Source organism: Caproiciproducens lactatisolvens, assembly GCF_052443335.1.
Taxonomy (GTDB): Bacteria; Bacillota; Clostridia; order Oscillospirales; family Acutalibacteraceae; genus Caproiciproducens.
In genome coordinates this window covers 1,643,243-1,670,125 of sequence record NZ_CP195750.1, presented here as the reverse complement: position 1 = coordinate 1,670,125, position 26,883 = coordinate 1,643,243, and the positions used below count along the sequence as shown (strand labels likewise).

Below are 26,883 nucleotides of genomic sequence, written 5' to 3'. Positions count from 1 at the left end.
GATCAGGCCGCGGCAACAGTCGGAAATACTTTTCAAAAGAGATTTTTTAGTATATAATAGAATGAAATATTCGAGAAGGAGAACGAATTATGATAACACAGCAAAGGGTCATGGAGATTTTGGAAGAGGCTGGGGTTTTGCTGGAGGGGCATTTCAAACTGACCTCCGGCAGGCACAGCAACAAATACCTCCAGTGCGCCAGGATTTTTCGCAATACAAGGTACAGTGAGGAGCTTTGCGCGGCCCTTGCGGAACAGTATTGTCATGATCATGTTCAGATCGTCGTCGGACCGGCGATGGGAGCGGTCCAGATGGCTTACGAAGTCAGCCGCGCGCTTCACTGCGAAAACTTTTTCACAGAGCGCGGCGAGGACGGGAAAATGGCTTTGCGGCGCGGCTTCGCCGTAAATCCCGGGGACAGAGTGCTTGTGGTGGAAGACGTGGTGACGACCGGCGGCTCGGTCCGTGAGGTGATCGAGCTGGTAAAGGAAGCCGGCGGCGAAGTGGTCGGCGTCGGTTCCATTGTTGACCGGACAGGCGGAAAAATCGATTTCGGCGTTCCCTTTAAGGCGGTCGTTTCCGTTGAAGTGGAATCCTGGGAACCGGAAGAATGTCCTTTGTGCAAGGCCGGTGCTCCGGCGCCCGTCAAACCGGGCAGCAGAAAAATCTGATGGATGATTGGGGGTCGGGCGGCGTTGGAGCAAAACAAGGAGCGGCGCAGGGAACAGCCGCCGGAAATCAGTAACGAAGCCCAGCCCGTGCACGGCGGCCACAGGGACCGCGTGAAAAACAGATTTCTGAAGGATGGGCTTGACGCTTTTGAGCCGCACGCGGTTCTGGAGCTGCTTCTTTTTTACGCGATTCCCCTTAAGGACACCAATCCCATCGGCCATGCGCTCCTGCAGAAATTCGGGTCGCTGTCGGGGGTATTCGACGCGCCCTATGGAGAACTGATGAAAGTGGAGGGCGTGGGGAAGTCGGCGGCAATGCTGATAAAGCTCATTCCGCAGCTGTGCCGCCGCTACCAGGAAAATTTGGATAAAGACAAAAATGTGATTTTCAGTTATAATGAAGCAGGCATGCTTTTGACCCGCAAATTTATCGGCCGTTCGGACGAGGTCATCGTACTGATGCTCCTCGACAGCAAAAACCGGCTGATTTACTGCGGTGTGGTCAATGAAGGCACTGTCGCCACCGCCAATATTTATATCAAGAAGATTGTCCGGCTTGCGGTGGAATATAACGCGGCTTACGCGATTCTGTCACATAATCATCCGAGCGGAGACTGTCTGCCGTCAAAACAGGATTTAAGCTCCACACAGTGGGTCTATGAAGCGCTGAACATTGTGGAAGTGAAGCTTATCGATCATATTATCGTGAGCGGGAACGATTATTTTTCAATCGCGAAAAGCGGAATCATGCCGGGGATTTTTGATGTCGGATTTGATACGGAGTAAAAAATGGATTTTAAATTAGTTTCACAATATCAGCCGAAGGGAGACCAGCCCAAGGCGGTTCAGCAGCTTGTTCAGGGATTGCGGACCGGGTACCGTGAGCAGACGCTGCTTGGCGTGACCGGTTCCGGAAAAACCTTTACCATGGCGAATGTCATCGCGCAGATGAACCGTCCCACTTTGGTTCTGGCTCACAACAAAACGCTTGCCGCTCAGCTTTGTTCCGAGTTCCGGGAGTTCTTTCCGGAAAACGCGGTCGAGTATTTTGTATCCTATTATGATTATTATCAGCCGGAAGCCTATATTGCGACGACGGACACCTATATTGAAAAGGATTCCGCGATCAATGATGAGATAGACAAGCTGCGCCATTCGGCTACCTCGGCCCTTTCGGAGCGCCGGGACGTCATCATCGTTGCCAGCGTGTCCTGCATTTACAGCCTGGGCGACCCGATCGATTACCGTACCATGGTAATTTCCCTGCGCCCGGGGATGGAGAAGAGCCGGGACGACTTACTGCGCAAGCTCGTTGAGCTTCAGTATGAACGGAACGACATCAATTTTATCCGTAATAAATTTCGGGTCCGCGGCGACGTGGTGGAGATTTTTCCCGCTCAGTCGAACGATACGGTGATCCGTGTGGAATTCTTTGGCGACGAAATTGACCGGATCAGTGAAATCAACGCGCTGACGGGGGAACTCAAGGCTGTCTTAAAGCACGTTGCTATTTATCCGGCGTCCCATTACATTGTCCCGCGGGAAAAGATGCAGCGCGCCATCGGCGATCTTGAACGGGAAATGGAAGAACGGGTCGCGTTTTTCAAAGCCAACGGCAAGCTGATTGAGGCGCAGAGAATTCAGGAACGTACCCGGTACGACATGGAAATGCTGGCCGAAATCGGATTCTGCAAAGGGATTGAAAACTATTCGCGCGTTCTGTCCGGACGTGCGCCGGGCAGCTCGCCGTTCACCCTTCTGGATTACTTTCCGAAAGACTTCTTGCTGTTTGTGGACGAGTCCCACGTGACGCTGCCGCAGGTCCGCTCCATGTACGCGGGCGACCGGGCCAGAAAACAGTCGCTGGTCGATTTCGGTTTCCGCCTTCCGTCCGCGTTTGACAACCGTCCGCTGAATTTTGACGAGTTTTACGGCCATGTCAATCAGGCCGTCTTCGTCAGTGCGACGCCGGGCGATCTGGAAAAAGAAAAATCGGCTCAGGTCGTGGAACAGGTGATCCGACCGACCGGACTGGTCGACCCCGAGATTATCGTCAAACCGACGGATGGGCAGATTGACGATCTGATTTCCGAAATCAACATGAGAACCGCCGACGGAGAGCGCGTCCTCATTACCACCCTGACCAAAAAAATGGCGGAAGACCTCACCTCCTATCTGGAGGGAATGGGAATCCGCGTCAGATATATGCATCACGATATCGATACCGTGGAACGGATGGAAATTCTCCGTGACCTGCGCCTGGGAGAGTTTGACGTGCTGGTCGGGATCAACCTGCTGCGGGAAGGGCTGGATATTCCGGAGGTTTCGCTGGTAGCGATCCTGGATACGGACAAAGAGGGCTTCCTGCGTTCCGAGCGTTCGCTGATTCAGACAATCGGCCGCGCCGCGCGCAACGCAAAGGGACAGGTCATTATGTACGCCGATACGGTGACTCCGTCCATGGAGTCCGCTATCCGTGAAACGGAACGCCGCCGGTCCATTCAGACCGCGTATAACCGGGAACACGGGATTATTCCCAAAACCATCACGAAAAAGGTTTCCGATATTCTGGAAATCTCCACCCATAAAGAGGATGAGAAGGGAAAGAAGCAGAAGCGTCTGAGCCCGATCGAGAGAAAACAGATGATCGAACAGCTCACAAAGGAAATGAAGGCGGCTGCGAAGCTGCTCGAATTCGAGCACGCCGCTTATCTGCGTGACAAAATCAAACAACTGAACGGTGAAAAATAGCCGGCGAAACGCTACGGAGGAAATTATAATCAATGACAGCAAAGAACATTTTTGTTAAGGGCGCAAGGGAACATAATCTGAAAAACATCGATATCGAGATTCCAAGGGACAAACTGATTGTTTTCACGGGACTTTCCGGCTCTGGAAAGTCCTCTCTCGCTTTCGACACCATCTACGCGGAGGGGCAGCGCCGCTATGTGGAATCCCTTTCCTCCTATGCGCGCCAGTTTCTGGGGCAGATGGAAAAGCCGGATGTGGATTACATTGAGGGGCTTTCTCCGGCCATTTCCATCGATCAGAAGACAACTTCCAAAAATCCCCGTTCCACGGTCGGAACGGTAACGGAGATTTACGACTATCTGCGCCTTTTGTACGCGAGAATCGGAATCCCGCACTGCCCGATCTGCGGACGGGAAATCAAGCAGCAGACTGTTGACCAGATTGTCGACCGCATCCTGAATCTGGAAGAGGGAACAAAGATTCAGGTGCTTGCTCCCGTGGTGCGGGGACGCAAGGGCGAACATACCAAAGAGTTTGACGCCGCGCGCAAAAGCGGCTTTGTCCGCGTGCGTGTGGACGGCAGCCTCTATGATCTGTCGGAAACTATTCAGCTTGAAAAAAATAAGAAACATACGATCGAGGTCATTGTCGACAGGCTGGTCATCCACCCCTCGATTCACTCCCGCCTGTCCGATTCCATCGAGACGGCTTCCTCGCTTTCCGGCGGAATTATCGTAATCAATGTCGCCGGGGGAGACGATATCACCTTTTCCCAGAACTACGCCTGCCCGGAGCACGGCATCAGCGTGGAGGAGCTTACTCCGCGCATGTTTTCCTTTAACAATCCGTTCGGCGCGTGCCCAAAATGTACGGGACTGGGTGTCTTTATGAAAATCGATCCCGACCTGATTATCCCGGACAAGTCCCTTTCCATCAGCAAGGGCGGCCTGAAAGCCAGCGGATGGGCGATGGAAGGCAGCACGATCGCCTCCATGTACATGACGGCGCTGTCCAAACACTATCATTTTTCTCTGAATACGCCTCTTGGAAAGCTGCCGCCGGAAATCATCGATGTCCTCCTTTACGGTACGAAGGGCGAAAAAATACAGATCGAGCGCAGCAACGAATACGGAAGCGGAATCTATAAAACCGAATTTGAGGGAATCATCAATAATCTTGAGCGGCGTTTTCGTGAAACGCAGAGCAACTGGATCAAAGAGGAAATCGAATCCTATATGAGCGCGATTCCCTGCGATGCCTGCCATGGCAAGCGCCTTTCCCCAATCAGCCTTGCCGTAACCGTGGGCGGCATCAATATCAGCGATTTCTGCGACAAATCGGTCACGCAGGCGCTGGATTTCATCAATCGTCTGGAGCTTTCCGAACGGGACACGATGATTGCGAGCGCTATTTTGAAGGAGATCAGAAGCCGTCTTGGGTTCCTGCAGAGCGTGGGGCTGGAGTACCTTACCCTTTCGCGTTCGTCCGGTACGCTTTCCGGCGGAGAAAGCCAGCGTATCCGTCTGGCCACGCAGATCGGCTCGTCTCTGATGGGAGTCCTTTACATTCTTGACGAACCGAGCATCGGTCTGCACCAGCGCGACAACGATAAGCTCCTTGCCACGCTGAAGCGGCTGCGCGACCTGGGAAACACCGTCATTGTTGTAGAGCACGACGAGGACACCATGCGCGCCTCCGACCATATTGTGGATATCGGCCCGGGCGCGGGCATTCACGGTGGCCATGTGGTATTCAACGGGAGCGTGGACGATATTGTCAACTGCAAGGAATCCATTACCGGGCAGTATCTGAGCGGGGTGAAAAGAGTCGAGGTTCCCGCAGAACGCCGCAAGGGCAACGGAAAAAAGCTGAAAATCATCGGCGCGTCGCAAAACAATCTGAAAAACGTGAACGTGGATATCCCGCTTGGGGAATTTGTCTGTGTCACCGGTGTATCCGGTTCCGGAAAATCTTCGCTGATCAATGAAATATTATATAAATACCTGGCGGCGGAACTGAACGGAGCGAAATCCCGTCCCGGCGCTTTTAAAGAAATCAAGGGGCTCTCGGAGCTGGACAAGGTGATTGAAATCAACCAGTCGCCCATCGGCAGAACGCCCCGTTCCAACCCCGCTACCTATACCGGCGTCTTTACGGATATCCGCGAGCTGTATGCCTCCACACAGGACGCCAAGCTGCGCGGGTTCAATTCCGGCCGGTTCTCCTTTAATGTGAAGGGCGGCCGCTGTGAGGCCTGTCAGGGCGACGGTATTATCAAAATTGAGATGCATTTTCTTCCGGATGTCTACGTTCCCTGCGATGTTTGCAAAGGGAAACGCTATAACCGTGAAACGCTGGAGATCAAGTATAAAGGCAAAAGCATCTATGATGTGCTGGAGATGACGGTGGAAGAGGGTCTGGAGTTCTTTTCCAGCATCCCGCGGATTGCCCGCAAGCTGCAGACGCTGCAGGACGTCGGACTGGGCTATGTCAAGATCGGCCAGCCGGCGACGACCCTGTCCGGCGGTGAAGCGCAAAGAGTCAAGCTGGCCACAGAGCTTTCCAAGCGCTCCACGGGCAGAACGATTTATATTCTGGATGAGCCTACCACCGGTCTTCATATCGCGGACGTCCACAAGCTGATCGAAGTGCTGCAGAAGCTGGTGGACGGCGGAAACACCGTAGTGGTCATCGAGCATAATCTGGACCTGATCAAAACCGCCGACTATATCATTGACCTTGGTCCGGAGGGCGGGGACGGCGGCGGTGAGGTCATTGCAAAGGGAACCCCGGAGCAGATCGTAAAAGTAAAGGAATCCTATACCGGGAAATATCTGAAAAAATTGCTGTGAGCATAAAAAAGCCTTCCGCGGAGGATGAAAAATCCCCGTGCGGAAGGTTTTTTGTTTTCTATGGATTTATTCCGCGCTGTCTTCCTGCAGTTCCGTCCTTTTTTGATTCCATCTGAAAAAAGACGGCTTTGTTTCCGAAATCAGAATGGAAAGCAGAATCAGTAGAGATCCGGCTAAGATTTTGGGCGTCAGCGCTTCCTGTAAAAAGATAATGCCGAAAACCGAGCCGAACAGAGATTCCAGCGACATAATCAAAGAAGCTCTTGCGGGCGGGGTGTATTTTTGACAGACGGTTTGCAAAACCAGTGCGATCAACGTGCTGAATACGCCGATGTATAAAAGAGACAGGACGGAGTCGGTTCCCAGGCCGGCGGGGAACGTTTCCGTGCAGAGAGCCACTGCCAGGCCAATCACTCCGGTAACGGCAAATTGCGTGTAGGAGAGCAGAATAGGATCATTCTTTTCGGTTAAAATACTGGTACCTACGATCTGTGAAGCAAAAGCGATTCCGCACAGCAGAGAGAGAATATCCCCGATGTTTATGGTGAACCCTGCGTGCAGCGATAAAAGCCCGATTCCGGCAATGCATATTAATGCAGCCGCTATATTGTACAAATCCGGCTTTTTATTGCGCAGCAGCCAATAAAGGAACGGCACCACCACAACATAGACGGCCGTTAAAAACGCATTGTTGCCCGCCGTTGTATATTTTACGCCGGTTGTCTGCAAATAATAGGCGATAAAACTCAGGACCCCGAGGACGGCACCCGACTTGATACAGTCGGCGTCTATTTTTTTCAGCCTTTTGAAGAAAAAAACAGTCATGAGCAAAACGGCGATCCCGAAACGGATCGCAATGATGTAGCTCGTCGGAACGGCGCCGGTAGCGTTTTTTACGACGACAAAAGCGCTGCCCCAGATGATTGTGACGAAAACCAGCCCCAAATCCGCGGCCAGTGCCTTATTTTTAATTTTCAATAATGCCACCTCGTTTTTATGTTCCCGGATATTATAACATTATTCTGTTTTTATCGCAACAGAAAAGCGACCGATTCCGGCAGGACACAGCATGAATTTTGTATGTTCATAAATAATTTAGAATATTATTTCTTTGCTAAAGCAGAGGATTGTGATATAATAAAGCTTGATTTTAACCGAGTTTAATATGGAGATGAATAATCGAATGACAGAAATAGAACAGCGCTCCGTTTGTGACGGCGTCAACTTCAGAAGCGTCCGGGATATCAAATTCAAAACGGTGCGCATGTCCGTTAATTTTTTACTGCCCCTTCAAAAAAAAGCTGCGGCTTCCAATGCCATTCTGCCTTTCCTTCTCAGCCGCGCCAGCAGGGAATATCCCGACTTTACAAAACTGGGCGAACGTCTGGCCGAGCTTTACGGAGCGGATCTGAGTGCCGACGTTCAGAAAATCGGCGACGTCCAGATGCTGTCTCTTTATGCTTCCGGAATTGCCGACAGGTATGCTTTGCAGGGGGAGAGCACTTCGACTGAGCTCTCAAAGCTGCTGTGCAGCGTTCTGTTTGACCCGCCGTTTGAAGACGGCCTTTTCCCGAAGGACGGATTTGAGCAGGAACAGCGCCAGACCATTGAACTGATCGACTCTGAATTCAATGACAAGCGCACCTATGCCAGACAGCGCTGTGAAGAAATCATGTGTAAAAACGAGCCGTACGGCATCAGCCGTTATGGCAGCAAGGAAGATATCAGGAATCTGAAACGTGAGGAACTGACCGGAGTATGGCGCTATCTGATTCAGAACGCAAGGATCGAAATCATGGTTCTGGGCGACTGTGATCCCAAGCCCGTTTATGAAGGGTTTTATAACGCTTTTCAGAAGCTTGGCAAAAGATCCACGGTGGAGTGTCCGACTGTCAATGTCAAAAAAGCGGATCAGGCCAATGAAGTCACCGAAAAAATGGATATTGCCCAGTCCAAGCTCGTTCTCGGCTTCCGCACCGCGGCCTCCCTTCGGGATGTGCAGGTGGAGGCGGTCAAGCTGATGGTTGCCCTTTTTGGCGGCACCCCGAACTCCAAGCTGTTTCTGAATGTCCGCGAAAAGCTCAGCCTTTGCTACTATTGCAGCGCGCTGTACGTTTCCATGAAAGGAATCATGCTTGTACAGAGCGGCGTTGAGACGAAGAATATTGAAAAGGCCAAAGAGGAAATTTTATTCCAGCTGGAAGAAATAAAAAAGGGCAATTTTGACGATAATGAAGTCAATGCGGCAAAACTCAGCATGTGTAACAGCTACCGCTCTCTTTCCGATTCCCTTGGCGGGCTGGAGGCGTGGTACCTGTCGCAGACGTTTGCCAATTATGTCAAACGCCCGGAGGAAGCGGCGGCGCTGATCAGCGCCGTTACGCGTCAGCAGATTATCGACGCCGCTAACAATGTCACTCTTGACACGGTGTATCGCTTGGTCGGAAACGGGGTAGAAAAAGAATGAATGTAATGAAGGAAATCAAAAGCTCACGGATCGGCGACCGGTATTTTGAGATCAACCATTCGTCCGGGCTGAAAATCTTTGTATATCCGAAAGAGAATTACAGCTCCACTTATGCCGTATTCGGTACCAAATACGGTTCTGTGGACACCTGCTTTAAAACTTCGGAAGAAACCGAGCTGAATACGGTCCCCAACGGCATCGCGCATTATCTGGAGCACAAGCTTTTTGAAAGCGAGGATGGGGACGCCTTTGCCCGCTACGCAAAAACGGGGGCTTCCGCAAACGCCTATACTTCTTTTGACAAAACCTGTTACCTGTTTTCCTGTTCGGAAAAAGTATACGAATCGCTGGAAATCCTTCTGGATTTTGTTCAGTCCCCTTATTTTACCGAGCAGACCGTACAGAAGGAGCAGGGCATTATCGGCCAGGAAATCAGGATGTACGACGACGACCCGCAGTGGCGCGTGATGTTCAACCTTCTGCGCGCCATATACCATAAGCATCCGGTCAGGATCGATATTGCCGGAACGGTCGAAAGTATTGCGGAGATTACGCCGGAGTTGCTTTATAAGTGCTATCATACCTTCTATAACCTCAACAATATGGTGCTGTGTGTCGCGGGAAACGTCGACGTTTACAAGGTGCTGGAGCTTTGCGATAAAATGCTGAAGCCCTCTAAAAACGTCACCATCGACCGCTTTTTTGAAGAAGAGCCCGAGGGGGTTGTGGAGAGCAGGGTGGAACAGAAGCTTTCCGTGGCCGCCCCGATCTTTCAGCTGGGCTTTAAGGAAAAGGCGGGCAAGAACCGCCTGTCTGCCCGCGAAATCGCGGACACGGAAATCCTGCTGGAAATCCTGGCTTCCGACGCGTCCCCGCTGTTCCGCAGGCTGCTGGACGCCGGGCTGATTAATCAGTCCTCCTTCTCCTATGAATATTTTGAGGGACCGGGTTATGCGTCGGTGATCTTTTCCGGGGAATCAAAGGACCCCGATGCCGTTGCGCAGGAGATCAAAAAAGAGGTTGCCGGGCTGCGTGAACACGGACTGGACCCCGCGGCTTTTGAGCGCTCCAAAAAAGCGGTTTACGGCCGTATGGTCTCGTCTTTCAACAGTGTGGACAACATCGCCAATACCATGGCCTCACTGGCGTTTACCGGCCATGAACTGTTTAACTATATCGATACGATTGCTTCGGCGGATATTCAGTCCGTGCAGAACAGGCTCAATGTCCAGCTCAGACCGGAGTATTCCGCACTTTCCATTGTAAGACCGGTTGAAGAATAAGCTTTTCTTTATTCTTACCGCCAGAACATCCCACGCGAAGTTTTGGCCGGGGTCTAATCTGTTTTTGCGCGTGGAGAAATGGTGGAGTATATGTTAAATGTTCAATTTCCGGGACTAGGCATTCACTTTACAATCAATCCGGTTGCATTTTCAATCGGTTCGCTTACCGTCAGATGGTACGGTGTGATTATTGCGGTCGGTTTTTTACTGGCTTTCCTTTATGTGATGGCAAGCTGCAAAAAATTTAATATGGATCAGGACAGGCTCATCGACGCCGTGATTGTCGGTATTATCGGCGGAATCATCGGCGCAAGGGCCTACTATGTCATTTTCGATACCAGCGACCAGTATCTGAGAAATCCGATCAGCGCCCTTTATATCTGGGAGGGAGGACTTGGAATTTACGGCGGAATCATCGGCGGCCTGCTCTGCGGCGCGCTGATCGCCAAGCTGCGCAAAATCAGCGTTCCGGCCATGCTGGACCTGGCCTCGCTCGGCTTCCTGATTGGACAGACGATCGGCCGCTGGGGCAACTTTGTCAATCAGGAGGCGTTTGGCCGCGAAACCACTCTGCCGTGGGGCATGGTCAGCGAAAATACTTCCGCCATTGCGAACGGCCCTGTGCATCCCTGCTTCCTTTATGAATCCTTATGGTGCCTTCTGGGCTTTGTCCTGCTACATATTTTCAGCCGCAGGTTCAGAAGATATGACGGACAGGTTTTTCTTGGCTATTTAATCTGGTACGGCGTCGGCCGGTTCTTTATTGAAGGACTGCGTACGGACAGCCTGATTACCCCGGTTATTCCTCTCAGGGTCTCACAGGTAGTTGCTGTAATAACGGTTTTAACCGGTATCGCATTGTTGATTGTTTTCCGCAACAGAACCGCTCTTACCGGATGCGGTTCCCCGAAAGTCATGGCTCTGAATGCCGTGGTGGATGAAGTACCGGAAGAATTGATTGACGACGATACAAGCACTATTTTTGACACAGACGCTTCTGAAGATACGTCGGACGGCGCGGTACAGGAAGAGCCTGCTGCGTCCGAACCAGTCGCGGAGCCGGAAGAACCCGTTTCAGCTTCTTCCGAGGATACGGCGGAAGAAACCGAGAAATCATGATTTTGGAGGCAGGTTATGGCGAAATACATTGACGGGAAAGCGGTTGCGGCCGAAATTCGGGCTCAGCTGGCCCTTGAAGTTGAGAAAATGGTCCGGTTCGGCGTAACGCCGGGCCTTGCCGTGGTGATTGTCGGAGACGACCCCGCGTCAAGAACGTATGTAAACAATAAAAAAAAGGCCTGCGCTCAGGCGGGAATCTATTCCGAAGAATACGCCCTGCCCGCGTCCGCCTCTCAAAAAGAAATCATGGACCTAGTCGCGAAACTGAACGCTAAAAAAGACATTAACGGTATTTTGGTTCAATCCCCGCTGCCGGACGGATTGGATGAAAAGGCAGTGGTGGAAGCCATTGATCCCGAAAAAGACGTGGACGCTTTCCACCCTTCCAATGTGGGCAGAATCATGATCGGAAACTATCATTTCCTGCCCTGTACTCCCGCGGGGGTCATTGAGCTTCTCCGCCATGAAAAGATAGAGATCGAAGGAAAAAACTGTGTCGTAATCGGGAGAAGCAATATTGTCGGTAAGCCGATGGCCATGCTGCTCCTGCATCATAACGGGACGGTGACCATCTGCCACAGCAGAACCAGAAATCTGAAGGAAGTATGCAGACAGGCCGATATCCTTGTCGCGGCGGTCGGCAAACCGAAATTTGTTACCGCGGATATGGTGAAACCGGGTGCGGTGGTGATCGATGTGGGAATGGACCGCGACGAAAACGGAAAACTGTGCGGAGACGTTGACTTTGCCAATGTGGAGAAAACAGCTTCTTACATAACTCCTGTTCCGGGCGGTGTCGGTCCCATGACGATTGCGATGCTCCTTAAAAATACAGTTGCCGCGGCGAAGCGTCAGAACGGGATGACTCTGTAAAATGCGGAATCCCGGTATACTGCGTCCGGCGGCTGCCAGTTGAGGTACGGAATGGACAACCTTTTAAATCAAATTAATTTTCCGGAAGACTTGCAAAAGCTTTCCCTGGATGAACTTTATGAATTGTGCGATGAAATTCGCGAAAAAATCATTAAGACCGTTTCCAACAACGGAGGACATCTGGCTTCCAACCTGGGGGTCGTTGAATTAACGGTTGCGCTGCACCGTGTTTTCAGTTCCAAGGACGACAGGATTGTCTGGGACGTCGGGCATCAGGCCTATACCCATAAGATTCTGACCGGCAGGCGCGACACCATTTCCACCATTCGGATGCAGGGCGGTCTTTCCGGCTATCCGAACCGCATGGAAAGCAGTTACGACGCTTTTAACGCGGGGCACAGCAGCACCTCTATCTCCGCAGCGCTGGGAATCGCCAACGCAAAGCTTCTTGCCGGAGAGCCAGGCCACGTTATTTCTCTGATCGGCGACGGCGCGCTGACCGGCGGTCTGGCTTATGAAGGCCTGAACAATGCCGGACGCTTCAAGAAGAATTTTATTGTCATTTTGAATGACAATAAAATGTCTATTTCGCGCAATGTCGGTTCCATCGCCCGCTATTTGGCGCACATTCGCACAAAGCCCGGTTATTTCAAGGCAAAGGGCAATATTGAAACCGCGCTGAACCGGCTTCCTCACGTAGGAAAGCCGCTGCATCATTTTCTTTCGAAATCAAAGGCTGCTTTAAAGCAGATATTATATAACAGTACCATTTTTGAAGATATGGGCTTTTATTATTACGGGCCGTTTGACGGTCATGATTTGGGAAAGCTGATTGATGTTCTGGAAAATGCCAAGAATATCAATCATCCGGTTTTGCTCCATGTGATTACCCGCAAAGGAAAGGGCTATCCGTATGCGGAGCAGAATCCGGGAGCTTTTCACGGGATATCCAGCTTCGATATTAAGACGGGAAAATCCGCCCCCGCCGGTGAGAATTTTTCCAGTGTTTTCGGCAACCATCTTTGCGCGCTGGCAGGTAAGGATGAAAAAATCTGCGCGATTACCGCAGCGATGCAGATGGGAACCGGTCTGACGGGGTTTGCAAAGCAGTTTCCCGGCCGTTTCTTCGATGTGGGGATTGCGGAAGAGCATGCGGTAACCTTTGCCGGCGGTCTTGCCGCGGGCGGCATGCTTCCCGTATGCGCGATTTATTCCACGTTTTTACAGCGCGGCTACGATCAGATTATTCATGACGCAGCCATCCAAAGGGTAAAGGTGACGTTTGCCATTGACCGGGCGGGTGTTGTCGGCGACGACGGCGAAACGCATCAGGGTATTTTTGATGCGGCTTTTCTGAGCACCGTTCCCGGGATTACCGTTTATTCTCCGGCTTACTATGACGAGCTTTATTTTTCTTTCCAGCAGGCGCTTTACCAGTGCGAAGGCGTTTCCGCCGTGCGCTATCCGCGCGGAAAGCCAATGTTTAAGCCCTTCGACTTTGAGAGTACCGGGAAAGCTTACGACATTTACGGACAGGATGAGGCGGAGCTGGTGATTGTGACCTACGGCCGTTTGTTTTCCATGGCCTGCAAGGCCGTCACATCGCTGAAAGAGTCCGGGATCTCTGCGAAAATTATCAAGCTGAACCGGATTACTCCGGTGGACAGGGATGCGGTAGCGGAAGCTGCGGCCGCAAAAAAAGTCTTTTTCTTTGAAGAGGGAATCCAGCAGGGAGGAATCGGGGAGCATTTCAGCTATCTGCTGTCCCAGAGCGGGTACCGCGGCGAGTTCCGCTTACGCGCGATCACCAGCTTTGTTCCCCATGCGACAATGCTGCAGTCGCTCAGCGCTCTTGGCCTTGACGACAAGGGAATGGTAAATATGATATTGACGGAGTACAAAAAGTGATAGAGAAAAAAAGACTGGACTGCCTGCTGTTTGACCAGGGCCTTGCCGAAAGCAGGGAAAAGGCCAAGGCAATGATCATGATGGGCAATGTCTATATCGATCATCAGAAGTCCGACAAGCCCGGGACTATGCTTCCGGTCGATACGAAAATAGAAATCCGCGGGGAGACCATGCCCTATGTGAGCCGCGGCGGCTGGAAGCTGGAAAAGGCCATGTCTGTTTTCCCGATTGAACTGAAAGAGAAAATCACGATGGATATCGGCGCTTCTACCGGCGGTTTTACGGACTGCATGCTGCAGAACGGCGCGAAAAAGGTCTATTCCATCGACGTCGGCTACGGGCAGCTCGCGTGGAAGCTGCGTACGGACCCAAGGGTCGTGAATCTGGAGCGCACCAATGTCCGTTACCTTACACGGGAGCAGGTGCCGGACGACATCGATTTTTTCAGCGTGGACGTCTCTTTTATTTCCCTTTGCCTGGTCCTTCCCGTCGCAAGGGAGTTCATGGCGGAAAACGCGCAGGCCGTCTGCCTGATCAAGCCCCAATTTGAAGCGGGGCGGGGGAAAGTAGGCAAAAAAGGCGTGGTGCGCGATCGGGCGGTTCACCAGGAAGTGATTGAAAAAATAACCGGCTTTGTGCTGGAACACGGGTTTTCCGTTCTGGGCCTGACTTATTCCCCGGTAAAAGGGCCGGAGGGGAATATTGAGTATTTGGTTTACCTTCAAAAATCGGAGAAACCGGAAAGTGCTCCGTTGAACATAGAAGCATTGGTGGAAGAATCCCATCATACATTAAACGGTGGTGAATAATTTGAAAATAGCGATCATGCCGAACCTAAGCAAGCACAACGCACAGCTTCATACCACGCGGGTGGCGGAAACGCTGCAGAAATTCGGCGCGGAGGTATGCATGCGGTTAAACCTGAAAAGCTGTTTTCCAAATTCACACATTGTCTTTTACGATGACTTCGATAAAATGATGTCCGACTGCGACGCCGTCATCGCCGTTGGCGGCGACGGAACCATTATCCACTCTTCCCGGCATGCCGCCGTGGCGGAAAAGCCGATTTTAGGCATCAATGTGGGGCGGCTCGGTTTTGTCGCCGGGCTGGAAACGGACGAGCTTGACAAGCTGAAAAGACTGATCGACGGGGACTATACCATCGAAAACCGTATGATGCTGGAAATCCGGCTGGTCAATCAGGGGAAAGAGGAAACCCATTTGGCGCTGAACGACGCGGTAATCGCCCGCGGAGCGCTTTCCCGGATCCTGGATATCACCGTTCACTTCAATGATAAAAATGTCTGTGAATACAGGGCGGACGGCCTGATTATTTCCACTCCCACCGGCTCGACCGCGTATTCCCTTTCCGCCGGCGGCCCCGTGATCGACCCGAGCATCAACTGTATTCTGCTTTCGCCGATCTGTCCGCATTCCCTGCTGACAAGGCCGGTTATTTTCGGGCCGGACGCTAAGCTGAGCGTAACGGCGTGTTCCCACTATAAAAGCGAGATTATTTTGTCCGTGGACGGAGACACTTTTATTCGGATTGCGGATAATCAGAAAATTAATTTTTGCCGTTCGGAGCGTATGGTGAGAATTATTAAACTAAAAGACGATAATTTTTATGAGGTAGTGAACGAAAAATTAGCCGAGAGGAGAAATTGAATTGAAAACACGACGACACGCAAAAATCCTTGAATTGATTAACGAATACGCGATTGATACTCAGGAAGAACTGCTGCGCCGCCTGCGCGAAGACGGTTTTGAAGTAACCCAGGCCACCGTTTCCCGCGATATTAAAGAGCTCAGGCTGATCAAGACTCTGTCCCACGACGGAAAATACAGATACTCCACCGGCAGAAGCAACACGGCCGATTACTCCTCTAAATTTTATTCCCTCCTTTCCGATTCTGCAGTGCAAATTGACTACGCATGCAATCTGGTGGTAATCAAATGCCACGCGGGCATGGCGCAGGCTGTTTGTGCGGCAATGGACACCATGCACTGGCAGGGCGCCGTCGGCACTCTGGCCGGGGACGATACCATTTTTATTGCGATGAGGGACGAAGACCATGCACAGCAGCTGGTTGCTGAACTTAAAAAAATGGTTGGGTGATTGCAATGCTTTCTCAGCTTTACATCGAAAATATTGCTGTGATTGAAAAGACCGGGATCGATTTTCACCCCGGCCTGAACGTTCTGACCGGAGAAACCGGAGCCGGAAAATCCATTGTTATTGATTCCATCAACGCAATTTTGGGGGAAAGAACCTCGCGTGAGCTTGTGCGGACCGGGGCTCATTCCGCTTTTGTCACCGCCGTTTTTTCCGACCTTGGGGAACAGGCCGTCCATAAGCTGGCGGAATTCGGCTATGCGCCGGAAGAAGACGGTTCCGTCATGATTCAGCGCGAAATCCATACCGACGGCAAAACCGTGTGCCGAATTAACGGCCGCCCGGCAACCGTATCCGTTTTGAAAGAGATCGGGGTCGTGCTGATCAGCATTCACGGCCAGCACGAGAGCTACGACCTGCTGTCGCCCGATTTACATATCCGGTACATCGACCGCATGGGCGTGTCCGAGGCACTGCTCTCGGAGTATCGCGCCGCTTTCAGCAATATGCAGCATATCAAAAGCGCTTTGGACGCTTTTGATATGGACGAGGCGCAGAAAGCGAGGCAGATTGATCTGCTGACCTATCAGGTCAACGAACTGGAGGCCGCCGGTCTGCGGGCCGGCGAGCAGGAAGAACTGAATAAAACCCGTACCCGCTATTTAAACAGCGAAAAGATTGCCTCGGCGATTCATACGGCGCAATCGGCCCTGAACGGGGAAGAAAGCTTTGACGGAGCTTTGTCCGCTGTTGTTTCGGCTTCGGACGCTCTGTCCGAAACGGAAAAATACCTGCCGGAAATCCATGAGCTTTCCGAAAGAATCAAAAACATCCGCTACGATCTGGAGGACTGCGGCGAAGAGCTCCGCGGTTTTTCCTCGGAGCTGGAATATGATCCCGCAGACCTTGAAAGGATAGAGGACAGGCTGGACGTCCTTTATCGCCTTGGCCTGAAGTACGGCGGCTCCGTGGAAAATATGATCGGTTTTCTCGAAACATCGAAGGCCCAGCTGGAGGACATCCAGCTTTCGGATGAAAAAATCCTGCAGATGACAAAGGAATATCAAAAGGCGAAGGCGGAAGCGGAAAGACTTGCGAAAAAGATTTCCGGCTGCCGCAGAGAGGCGGCACGGGCCTTTACGAAAAGGGTAAAGGAAGAGCTCCGCTTTCTCGATATGCCGAACATCGATTTTCAGGTACAGCAGGAGGACTGCCCACTGAATCCGTTCGGCTGCGACAAGCTTCAGTTCCTGATTTCGGTGAATGCGGGCGAACCGGCCAAGCCGATCGCAAAAATCGCTTCCGGCGGCGAGCTTTCCCGCATTATGCTTTCCATTAAGACGGTGCTTGCCGGGAAAGACGACATTGACACGTTGATTTTCGACGAGGTCGACACCGGCATCAGCGGAAGCGCGGCGCAGAAGGTCGGTTTAAAGCTGCATGAGGTCGCGGGCCACCGTCAGGTGATCTGCGTAACGCATCTGGCGCAGATAGCCGCTTTGGCCGACACACAGTTCTTAATCAAAAAGCAGGTCCGGGAGAACAGAACCTTCACCGACGTGGCTGAGCTGGATTACGAGGGAAGGAAACAGGAACTGGCAAGAATTATGGGCGGGGCGCAGATCACGCCGCTGCTGCTGGAAAATGCGGCCGAAATGCTCAGGCTTGCCAAAAAGCATGGCTCGTCTTGACAATGCGGAGGGAATTGGGTATAATGCAGTATAATGACATTGATGGGAAGAAGTAAGCCAAAAAGACGGCAAAGAGAGCCTGCGGCTGGTGTAAGCAGGCGCGTGATTTGGCTGAAATACATCCCGGAGTCGCCAGATTGAACGGTTTCTATTAGATTTGGCCGTGAAAGCGCACGTTATAGCGCGTGGGTATTTTTGTACCCGTAAGGCCGTATCCGCGAGGCTACGGTGAACTGAGGTGGTACCGCGGTTGATTCCGCCCTCTGCAAATAAGCAGGGGGCGTTTTTTATCCCCCTGAAATGGAGGATTTTTTATGGGAGTTTTCGAAGAACTCAAAGCAAGGGGCTTGATTGCCCAGATGACGGACGAGGAGAAGATTCAGGATCTTCTCAACAATCACAAAACCACATTCTATATCGGGTTTGATCCGACAGCCGACAGCCTGCACGTAGGTCACTTTGTGCAGATTATGGTCATGGCGCACATGCAGAGAGCCGGCCATACGCCGATTGCGCTGTTCGGCGGCGGAACGGGCATGGTCGGCGATCCTTCCGGAAAATCCGATATGCGCAAAATGCTGACCAAAGAGGAAATCGACCACAATATCGCCTGCTTCCAAAAGCAGATGTCCCGTCTGGTTGATTTTTCGGAAGGCAAAGCGATTATGGCCAACAACGGCGACTGGCTTCTGAATCTGAATTATATTGAGTTTTTGCGTGATGTCGGCGTGCATTTTTCCGTCAACCGCATGCTTGCCGCGGAATGCTATAAGCAGCGTCTGGAAAGGGGACTCTCTTTCTTTGAGCTGAACTATATGATTATGCAGAGCTACGACTTTCTGGAGCTGAATCACCGGTACAACTGCCAGCTGGAGCTTGGCGGCGACGACCAGTGGAGCAATATTATCGGCGGCGTCGAGCTCATTCGCCGCAAAGAGGGGAAGGAAGCCTACGGCATGACGTTTACCCTGCTGACGACCAGCGAGGGCAAAAAGATGGGCAAAACCGAAAAGGGCGCCGTTTGGCTGGACCCCGAAAAGACCACGCCGTTTGACTTCTACCAGTACTGGCGAAATATCGGTGACGACGACGTTATCAAATGCCTGAAAATCCTTACGTTCCTTCCGCTGTCGGAAATCGATGAGCTTGCGAAGCTGGAGGGCGGGGAGCTCAACAAAGCCAAGGAAATTCTTGCGTTTGAGGTCACTAAGCTGATTCACGGCGAGCAGGAAGCGTTAAAGGCGCAGGAAGGTGCGCGCGCGCTGTTCGGCAGCGGGGAAAACACGGACAACATGCCTTCCACGGATATTACCGCGGCCGATTTTTCCGACGGGGAAATCGGCGTGCTTGATCTGCTGGTCCTGACAAAGCTGGCGCCTTCCAAAGGAGAGGGAAGGCGTCTGATCGATCAGGGCGGTATTTCAGTCGATAGCGTGAAGATCCTTTCCAGCACGGAGAAACTTTCCCTGAACCGTTTCGAGAAAAAATATGTGGTGATTAAAAAAGGGAAAAAGGTGTTCCACAAAGTCAATCTGGTTGATTAACGCAAAAATTTGCTTTGCCCGCCGCCGAAATTTCGGCGGCGGGCTGTTTTGATTGATTTTCATCCGGCAATTCCTTATAATAGGTACATTGACAAATGTTGGAGGATTCATCCAGATGAAAAAAAACGGCTCTTTGTTGTTGGCGCCCGCTTCGGTGGTGGTGATTATGCTTTCGGTGTTTTTTGTAAACAGGATGTTTCCTTTTGGAACTAACACTCTCTCGTGGTGCGACATGAACCAGCAGGTCATCCCTTTTCTGATGGATTTTCAAGATATCCTGTCCGGAAAAGCAAACATGTTTCTGAATTTACAGAACGCCGGGGGCATGAGCTTCTGGGGCGTATTCCTGTTTTTTATCAGCAGTCCGTTCAGCTTTTTGGTTGCCTTTGTCGATAAAGCCGATTTCTATCTCTTCATGAATATTCTGGTCCTGCTGAAAATGATGGCATGCGCGTTTACGGCAAGCGTCTTTTTTTGTTTTCAATTCAAAAGGCTCGGTGTGCTGCAAAACACGGCGATCTCCATGATGTATGCCTTCTGCGGCTATACCATGTTTTACTACCAGAACCACGTATGGCTGGACGTCATGTACCTTTTCCCGATTCTTCTGATCGGCCTGATCAAGCTGGCTGACGAAGGAAAAATCCTGTGGTATGTCCTGTCTTTTTCAGCGATACTGACAGTGAATTTCTATCTGAGCTATATGGTGTCGGTTTTTCTGGTGCTGGCATCCGGAGTCTATGTCTGTTTCTTCGCGAAAAAGGGGACACGCCGGAAAAATATTTTGCTTCTGGGAGTTTCCACCCTGATTACCGCTTTGATTACCGCCGTGGTCTGGCTTCCCTCCTTGATGCAGTATACGGCTTCCGCCAGAACCAGCGACCTGTTTACGAGCTTAAGAGTGGGTGGGCTGATTTCCAGACTGGACACGACGTTTACCGTGATTCTGTGCTCGGGCGCGATCTTTGCCGCGCTGATTGTCTATTTGTTTTTTGCGAAAAGGCTTCCGCCGAGTACGAACTTTGTGTTTTTCCTGTTTGTCCTGACTATGATACCGGTTTTCATAGAACCGATCAATAAAATGTGGCAGACCGGAAACTATCAGGCTTTTCCGGTCCGCTACGGATATATCACCATTTTTTTCGGCCTGATTCTGCTTGCCGCCGTATTATCGGAAATCAATCAGGAAAACCGCCTTACGTCAAGCAGCCCGCTGGCCGTATTTGGCGGGATGCTGGCGGTCAGCGCCGTATTCCTTGCGGAATGCCTGATTTTTTATAAGGAATATGATGTCGTCAGGATTTACACGGAAACCCTGTGGGGGAACAGCGCAAGCTTCCGGCTTCTGCTCCTGTTTTCTCTGGTCGCGGGACTTGCGTATCTCGTCCTTCTGCTGCTCTACCAGTTCAGGCTGCTGGGTAAAACCGCATTTTCCGTCCTGCTGTGCGTCATGGTTGTACTGGAATGCGTATTTAATTCCGGCGTTTACGTGGCTTCCGCCGCCAACAACGGGAAAACCGAGGCAGCCGTCATCGATCTGAGCGGCCGGATCGGGGATGACTCCCTTTACCGCGTAAAATCCGAAGAAAAATACTTCGACGTAAACCTGATGGGCAGCCTGGGGTACCATACACTGAGCCATTATACGTCGCTGACGGGCGAAAACTTTATGTATACCATGAAGAAGCTCGGCTATTCGTCCTACTGGATGGAAGTCAACTCAAACGGCGGCACCAAACTGACTGACGCCATAATGGGGAACCGGTACACGATTCTCCGCAGGGGAACTTCTTTCAGCAAGGAGCAGAAGGTTTTTTATCAGAATGAGAAATATGAGATCAGAGAAAAAGAGGACACTCTTCCCGTCGGATTTGTTGTTCATTCCGATGACATTCAGGCATTCAGCACTCTGCCGGACACGACCCGCCTCAACATTCAGCAGTTTGTCTTTGAATCCCTCTTTCATACACAGGACAAGCTGTTTACCTATTACGAGCCGACTCTTCTGAATAATATCGCCTATACTGCCGGCGAAAGATATTCTCTTACTTTTCCGGACAACAGCGCCGAGGGGTCGGTGGTTTACCGGATTCCGGTTCAGGGAACGGAAACGCTTTATTTCGACTGCTTTGACAGGCTGTCAAACAGCCTGATCGAGCATATCAACTCAAGCTTCAATATCCTAATAAACGGGATGACCGTACAGGACGATTATCCGAATCAAAGCAGTAACGGACTCCTGAATCTCGGCACCTTCCGCGACCAGACGGTGGAAGTGGAAATCCAGGTTTTAAAAGAAGTCGACGTGAAATCCTTTGGAATCGCCGGACTTAAGGACGATGTTTTAAAGAAAGCAGTCAGCGGTACCGCCGCCGCGCAGTTGAAGCAGTCCGGGAACCGGATTACCGGCACTGCGGACGCGGCCGACGACCAGTCCTATCTCTTCCTTCCGATTACGGACGGCAGGGGATATACCGCGACTGTAAACGGGAAAAAGACCGATATCAACTGCGTGCTGGATTCCATGATGGCGATCAGGCTGGACAAAGGGAAAAACGAAATCTCCGTTTCTTATATTCCGCCCGGGTTTTCCTTGGGAAGCTGTTTATCCGCCCTGGGAATCGCTGGTCTGATTCTTTTCCTGATATTTCTGAGAAAAGGACTCTACCGTAAAATTCGGTTTCTGGAACTGCCGGCGGTTGTTTTCTTTACGGTTTTGTTCATCGGCGTTTTTATCGCGGTTTATATTTTCCCCGTAGTCATCTATTACTGGAGATGAAAAAATCCCTTCCGCTGCCAGCAGATCATACTGCCTGACGGAAGGGATTATTATTTTATAGAAAACAGGAAGCAGGCTTTTATTTCTTCAGACACTTTTCGATTTCGTTCAGCGTCTGGTCAAAATCCGCCGCCGTAACCAGCAGGGAGATGTCTACCTCAGAGGTTGTGATAATCCGTATGTCCGTTTCGCTCTTCGCCGCCGCCGCAAAAACCTTCGCCGCCACGCCGGGAGTGTCCTTCATTCCCTGGTCATAGACGGAAATTTTGCAGTTTCCGCTGCTGACAATGGTCTTAATATTGGAATTGTCATGAAGATCGGATGTAAAGGTCAGAATTTTATCCAGATCGTTGTCGGAAATCGTAAAGGAAATGGAAGTGAAAGCCCCGTGCGTCGGCGCAAGCGAAATCATATCCACATTGACTCCGAACCCCGAAATTTTCTGAAAAACATCGGCGGTAAAGGTCAGCTCGGAAGGACAGTTCTGCAGCGTGATCAGGGTAATTTCATTTGAAGTGGTGATCATTGGTTCCGTACTCATCATGCTACCTCCTATTTTAATAAATCAGACATGTTATAAAGTCCTGCGGGCATCTTTGCCAGATAAACGGCCGCGTTGATCGCCCCGATGGCAAAAACCTCTTTTGACTGCGCGGAATGAGCAAGCGTGATCACTTCATGATGTCCGGCAAAAATCACTTCATGTTCGCCGACAATGGTTCCCCCGCGAACGGAATGAATCCCTATTTCGTTTGCTTCGCGCTTCTTCCTCTGGGAATGCCGGTCGTAAATATAGTGCGCATTTTCGTTCATGACGGATGAAATGCCGTCAGCCAGCATGAGTGCGGTGCCGCTCGGCGCGTCGACTTTCTGATTATGGTGTTTCTCTATAATCTCCACATCGAAGCCGCTGCCCAGCACTTTCGCCGCCTTTTTGGACAATTCGATCAGCAGGTTGATCCCCAGCGACATATTGCCCGAATAAAATACGGGGACATCTTCGGAAACACGGGTGAGCGCTTCCACCTGCGCTTTGTTATAACCGGTGGTGCACAGAACAAGCGGCGTTTTATGAATCTGCGCATACTGGAGCAGAGAAGCGAGAAGGGCGGGGTTGGAAAAATCGACAATGACATCGGCGTCGACATTGATATCCGCCGGTTTCGCAAAAACCGGATAATCCTCCTTCGCCTCCGTATTCATATCGATTCCGCCTACGACCCTGCAGTCGTCCCGCAGCGCCGCACAGGCCGAAACCTCACGGCCCATCTTGCCGTTGCATCCGCAGATAATCATCCTTGTCATTTTCACATTCCCTCCGGAAAGGTCAATTTATTTTAATAAATTATATTTTTTAAGAACCATTGCGAGTTTTACTTCCGCTTCTTCACTCATCGCCGTTAACGGCAGGCGGCAGCTTCCGCTGTTGAATCCGAGCATTTTCATGGCCGCCTTCACCGGGATCGGGTTCACATCCATGAACAGTGCGTCCATCAGCTCAAGGTATTTCAAAAAGGCCGCACGGCTGGCGGCAAGGTTGCCGTCAAAGAAATCCGCGCAGATTTGGTGCATTTCTTTTGGCATGATATTCGCGAATACGGAGATGATTCCCTTTCCGCCCAAAGAAAGAATGGGCAGCGTCTGATTGTCTTCTCCGGAGTAAATATGCAGCTCGTCGCCGCAAAGGGAAATGGTTCTCGCCAGAGCGGAAATATCCCCGTTCGCCTCTTTTGCAGCATTGATATTCGGGTGTTTGGAAAGCTCCAGATACGTTTCCGGTTTGATATTGCAGCCCGTTCTGGACGGTACGTTGTAGACGATGATCGGAAGCTTTACACGGTCCGCCACATAGTGATAATGCTTTACCAGACCCGCCTGAGAGGTTTTATTGTAGTAGGGTGTAACCATTAAAAGAGCGTCCGCGCCAAGCTCCTGAGCGGTCAGGGACAGCTCTGCCGCGTAGCGGGTGTCGTTGCTGCCGGAGCCCGCAATGACCGGAATCCGTTTCTTCGTCTTTTTAATGATGTATTCGATGACCTTGCAATGCTCTTCGTGGTCTAATGTTGCCGATTCCCCTGTTGTACCGCAGGCGATAATGGAATCCGTCCCGTTGGCGATATGAAATTCGACGAGATCGCCCAAAACGTCATAATTCACGGAACCATCCTCGTTCATCGGCGTAATGATCGCGACGCCGGAACCGCTGAAAATAAGCTTTTTCATGACACTTTACCTCCAAATTCGCAAATTCTTCAATCGATATAACCTTTTGCGCAAAGAAGCTCCGCCATCAAAACAGCTCCGCCTGCGGCTCCGCGCAGAGTGTTGTGGGACAGACAGACAAATTTTACATCGTACTGCGTATCCGGGCGCAAACGTCCGATGGAAACGGCCATGCCGTTCTCCAGATTACGGTCAAGCCTTGACTGCGGACGGTCGTCCTCGCGGAAATAATGCAAAAACTGCTTTGGGGCGCTGGGAAGCTGAAGCTTCTGAGGAACTCCCTTAAAGTTTTCCCATCTTGCAATAATTTCTTCCAACTCGACCTTTTTTTCATAGGAGAGAAAAACCGCGGCGGTATGCCCATCGGAAACGGGAACACGGAGACACTGGGAGGTAATGGACGGGGAAGTGGCGTTGACGATTGCGCCGTTTTCGACATGTCCCCAGATTTTCAGCGGTTCATTTTCAGATTTTCCTTCTTCGCCGCCGATAAAGGGAATGACGTTATCGACGCTTTCCGGCCACGTCTGAAAGGTTTTTCCCGCGCCGGAAATGGCCTGATAGGTGCAGGCGAGCACTTTCGTTACGTTCAGGTCCATCAGAGGGTGGATAGCCGGAACGTAGCTCTGCAGAGAGCAGTTCGATTTCACGGCGATGAATCCGCGTTTTGTGCCGAGACGTTTGCGCTGCGTGTCAATGACCCCGGCATGATCCGCGTTGATTTCCGGAATGATCATCGGTACGTCGGCCACCAGGCGGTTCGCACTGTTGTTGGACATCACCGGGCACTCCGCTTTGGCATAGGCTTCTTCCAGTGCTTTGATTTCCTCTTTTTTCATGTTGACCGCGCAGAACACGAAGTCAACAAGGGAAGTGATTTTTTCAATATCCTGCTCTGCGTTGAAAACGACCATATTTTCCATTGATTTCGGCATCGGTGTTGTCATCAGCCAGTGGTCCCCGACAGCCTCTTTATATGTTTTTCCGGCGGAACGCGCACTCGCTGCGAGCGCGGTAACCGTAAACCACGGGTGGTTCTCGATCAGCGTAGCAAATCTTTGACCAACCATGCCGGTTGCGCCGATAATTCCTACATGATACTTTTTCATTGGTAGCCCTCCTGTAATATATATGTTTGAAGAATGAGAAAATATATACATAAGAAAAAAACCGGTTGAAAACCGGTCATCAGGCAAATATAATAGGTAGTGTTCGACATTGATAGGGTCCGGCATCTGCCGAACCAAATGTTAGCCGATAGCGCTCCATCATATCAACATGATGACAGTTGTTCTGCTGTTCACAAAAACAACCAGGCGGTTCCCTGCCCCGAAACCCCCTTCGGCGAGTTTACCTTTCACGGACGATAAACGGCTTTGGCAGCCTGAGATCCGTTACTTTTTAAAATCGCGCCTCTATCTTTGAATTATAATAACATGGGTTGCTATTACTTGTCAATTTATTTATAATAAAGAATCGGTAGTATATTATGTGGGAGATATGGAAATGACATTGGATTTAAAAAATTTGCAGACAAAAGATTTTTTTTATGATTTACCGAGAGAACTGATTGCGCAGACCCCGATTGAACCGCGCGATTCCTCCAGACTTTTGACACTGAACAAGGAAACCGGCGAGATTACCCATAAACACTTTTTCAATATCATTGACTGCTTAAATCCCGGCGACTGTCTTGTTCTGAACGATTCGCGCGTTCTGCCGGCCCGGCTTTATGGAATCAAGAAAGGGACGGGGGCCCGCGTGGAGTTTCTGCTTTTAAACCACCGGGAAGGGGACGTATGGGAAGTTCTCTGCGGTCCCGGCAAGCGTGCGAAGCCCGGTTCCCGTTTCGTTTTCGGCGACGGCCTTCTCAGGGCGGAAGTGCTGGAAATTATCGACGAGGGCAACCGTCTGGCGCGCTTTACGTATGAAGGGAATTTCTATGAAATCCTGGATCAGATCGGGGAAATGCCGCTGCCACATTACATCACGGAGCATCTGAACGACAATGAGCGCTATCAGACCGTGTATTCCAAGGAAGTCGGTTCCGCGGCCGCTCCGACCGCCGGACTGCATTTTACGCCGGAGCTTCTGGAAAAGGTAAAGGCCAAGGGCGTGAAAGTGGTGTTTGTCACGCTGCACGTCGGGCTGGGCACGTTCCGCCCGGTCACGGCGGAAAAGGTACTGGATCACAAAATGCATTCGGAACATTACTATCTCCCGAAGGAAACGGCGGATGCCATCAATGAAACAAAACGGAACGGCGGCCGCGTCATTGCGGTGGGAACGACAAGCTGCCGCACGCTGGAGTCCGTCGGGACCGCGGAGGGCTGTATCAGGGAAAGCGCCGGATGGACGGATATTTTTATTTATCCCGGCTACCGGTTCAAAGTGCTCGACGGCTTGATCACCAATTTCCACCTGCCGGAGAGCACGCTCATCATGCTGGTTTCCGCCCTCGCTGGTTACGAGCATATTATGAACGCGTACCGAATCGCCGTTCAGGAAAAATACCGATTTTTCAGCTTCGGCGACGCGATGCTGATCATTTAACAGGCTTGAAACAAGGCATATGCATCGCGACGCCAGTCTTGCCTGCCATGCAT

At 51.2% G+C, this 26,883-nt stretch carries 21 protein-coding genes, 1 riboswitch and 1 other annotated feature; of the genes, 16 read left to right on the top strand and 5 right to left on the bottom strand.

Annotated elements, in window-relative coordinates; genetic code table 11:
* Positions 1–89 precede the first annotated feature (89 nt).
* From pyrE to uvrA, 4 genes are read left to right on the top strand one after another with little or no spacing between them, the layout of a single operon-like run.
* Entirely contained in the window at positions 90–671 is a 582-nt protein-coding gene (pyrE, locus tag ACRQV7_RS08235; RefSeq protein WP_444657779.1) for an orotate phosphoribosyltransferase, read from the top strand.
* Positions 672–695: 24 nt separating this feature from the next.
* Complete coding sequence (locus ACRQV7_RS08230) at positions 696–1,457, top strand: JAB domain-containing protein (RefSeq protein ID WP_444657778.1); 762 nt, start codon at positions 696–698, stop codon at positions 1,455–1,457.
* A 3-nt stretch (positions 1,458–1,460) separates the two neighbouring features.
* Positions 1,461–3,422 (top strand): excinuclease ABC subunit UvrB, encoded by a 1,962-nt coding sequence (gene uvrB / locus ACRQV7_RS08225; protein ID WP_444657777.1) that lies wholly within the window; start codon positions 1,461–1,463, stop codon positions 3,420–3,422.
* A gap of 32 nt (positions 3,423–3,454) precedes the next feature.
* A complete protein-coding gene (uvrA, locus tag ACRQV7_RS08220) occupies positions 3,455–6,274 on the top strand; it encodes an excinuclease ABC subunit UvrA (protein ID WP_444657776.1) in 2,820 nt (939 codons plus the stop codon).
* 66 nt (positions 6,275–6,340) lie between these two features.
* Here the strand turns inward: uvrA and ACRQV7_RS08215 are convergent, their stop codons facing one another.
* Positions 6,341–7,252 carry a DMT family transporter gene (locus ACRQV7_RS08215; RefSeq protein WP_444657775.1) on the bottom strand — a complete coding sequence of 304 codons (912 nt, stop codon included), beginning with the start codon at positions 7,250–7,252 and terminating at the stop codon, positions 6,341–6,343.
* Positions 7,253–7,457: 205 nt separating this feature from the next.
* Here ACRQV7_RS08215 and yfmF point away from each other — a divergent pair, with 205 nt between their 5' ends.
* The 11 genes from yfmF (at position 7,458) to ACRQV7_RS08160 (ending at position 22,054) form a co-directional block, all read left to right on the top strand.
* Positions 7,458–8,741, top strand: a complete 1,284-nt coding sequence (gene yfmF / locus ACRQV7_RS08210; protein ID WP_444657774.1) for an EF-P 5-aminopentanol modification-associated protein YfmF — start codon at positions 7,458–7,460, stop codon at positions 8,739–8,741.
* Positions 8,738–10,024 carry an EF-P 5-aminopentanol modification-associated protein YfmH gene (gene yfmH, locus ACRQV7_RS08205; protein WP_444657773.1) on the top strand — a complete coding sequence of 429 codons (1,287 nt, stop codon included), beginning with the start codon at positions 8,738–8,740 and terminating at the stop codon, positions 10,022–10,024. The genes yfmF and yfmH overlap by 4 nt, the downstream gene beginning before the upstream one ends.
* Positions 10,025–10,114: 90 nt before the next feature.
* Positions 10,115–11,143, top strand: coding sequence for a prolipoprotein diacylglyceryl transferase (gene lgt, locus ACRQV7_RS08200; protein ID WP_275715892.1), 1,029 nt, complete (start codon positions 10,115–10,117; stop codon positions 11,141–11,143).
* Positions 11,144–11,158: 15 nt separating this feature from the next.
* Positions 11,159–12,016, top strand: coding sequence for a bifunctional methylenetetrahydrofolate dehydrogenase/methenyltetrahydrofolate cyclohydrolase FolD (gene folD, locus ACRQV7_RS08195; RefSeq protein ID WP_444657772.1), 858 nt, complete (start codon positions 11,159–11,161; stop codon positions 12,014–12,016).
* Between the two features lie 51 nt (positions 12,017–12,067).
* The gene (dxs, locus tag ACRQV7_RS08190; protein ID WP_444657771.1) at positions 12,068–13,924 is read left to right on the top strand and encodes a 1-deoxy-D-xylulose-5-phosphate synthase; all 1,857 of its coding nucleotides are present in this window, start codon (positions 12,068–12,070) and stop codon (positions 13,922–13,924) included.
* Complete coding sequence (locus ACRQV7_RS08185) at positions 13,921–14,733, top strand: TlyA family RNA methyltransferase (RefSeq protein ID WP_444657770.1); 813 nt, start codon at positions 13,921–13,923, stop codon at positions 14,731–14,733. Before dxs ends, ACRQV7_RS08185 begins: the two co-directional genes overlap by 4 nt.
* A 1-nt stretch (position 14,734) precedes the next feature.
* On the top strand, positions 14,735–15,592 hold the full coding sequence (locus ACRQV7_RS08180; protein WP_444657769.1) for an NAD(+)/NADH kinase: 858 nt from the start codon (positions 14,735–14,737) through the stop codon (positions 15,590–15,592).
* A gap of 1 nt (position 15,593) precedes the next feature.
* The gene (locus tag ACRQV7_RS08175) at positions 15,594–16,043 is read left to right on the top strand and encodes an arginine repressor (RefSeq protein WP_141825245.1); all 450 of its coding nucleotides are present in this window, start codon (positions 15,594–15,596) and stop codon (positions 16,041–16,043) included.
* Positions 16,044–16,048: 5 nt separating this feature from the next.
* A complete protein-coding gene (gene recN / locus ACRQV7_RS08170) occupies positions 16,049–17,731 on the top strand; it encodes a DNA repair protein RecN (RefSeq protein WP_444657768.1) in 1,683 nt (560 codons plus the stop codon).
* 30 nt (positions 17,732–17,761) lie between these two features.
* Positions 17,762–17,998: a binding site (T-box leader), on the top strand.
* A 47-nt stretch (positions 17,999–18,045) separates the two neighbouring features.
* On the top strand, positions 18,046–19,275 hold the full coding sequence (gene tyrS / locus ACRQV7_RS08165; RefSeq protein WP_444657767.1) for a tyrosine--tRNA ligase: 1,230 nt from the start codon (positions 18,046–18,048) through the stop codon (positions 19,273–19,275).
* Between the two features lie 115 nt (positions 19,276–19,390).
* Complete coding sequence (locus ACRQV7_RS08160) at positions 19,391–22,054, top strand: YfhO family protein (RefSeq protein ID WP_444657766.1); 2,664 nt, start codon at positions 19,391–19,393, stop codon at positions 22,052–22,054.
* A 79-nt stretch (positions 22,055–22,133) separates the two neighbouring features.
* Here ACRQV7_RS08160 and ACRQV7_RS08155 read toward each other — a convergent pair whose 3' ends face one another.
* Genes ACRQV7_RS08155 through asd form a run of 4 tightly spaced genes read right to left on the bottom strand, consistent with a single transcriptional unit; the run spans position 22,134 to position 25,386 of the window.
* On the bottom strand, positions 22,134–22,595 hold the full coding sequence (locus ACRQV7_RS08155) for an ACT domain-containing protein (RefSeq protein WP_444657765.1): 462 nt from the start codon (positions 22,593–22,595) through the stop codon (positions 22,134–22,136).
* Between the two features lie 11 nt (positions 22,596–22,606).
* Complete coding sequence (gene dapB / locus ACRQV7_RS08150) at positions 22,607–23,359, bottom strand: 4-hydroxy-tetrahydrodipicolinate reductase (protein ID WP_444657764.1); 753 nt, start codon at positions 23,357–23,359, stop codon at positions 22,607–22,609.
* Between the two features lie 27 nt (positions 23,360–23,386).
* Entirely contained in the window at positions 23,387–24,277 is an 891-nt protein-coding gene (gene dapA / locus ACRQV7_RS08145; RefSeq protein WP_275715869.1) for a 4-hydroxy-tetrahydrodipicolinate synthase, read from the bottom strand.
* 29 nt (positions 24,278–24,306) lie between these two features.
* Positions 24,307–25,386: an aspartate-semialdehyde dehydrogenase gene (gene asd / locus ACRQV7_RS08140; protein ID WP_444657763.1), complete on the bottom strand. Its 1,080-nt coding sequence runs from the start codon at positions 25,384–25,386 to the stop codon at positions 24,307–24,309.
* A gap of 141 nt (positions 25,387–25,527) precedes the next feature.
* Positions 25,528–25,703, bottom strand: a riboswitch (Lysine riboswitch).
* An 80-nt stretch (positions 25,704–25,783) separates the two neighbouring features.
* Here asd and queA point away from each other — a divergent pair.
* On the top strand, positions 25,784–26,830 hold the full coding sequence (queA, locus tag ACRQV7_RS08135) for a tRNA preQ1(34) S-adenosylmethionine ribosyltransferase-isomerase QueA (protein WP_444657762.1): 1,047 nt from the start codon (positions 25,784–25,786) through the stop codon (positions 26,828–26,830).
* Positions 26,831–26,883 lie beyond the last annotated feature (53 nt).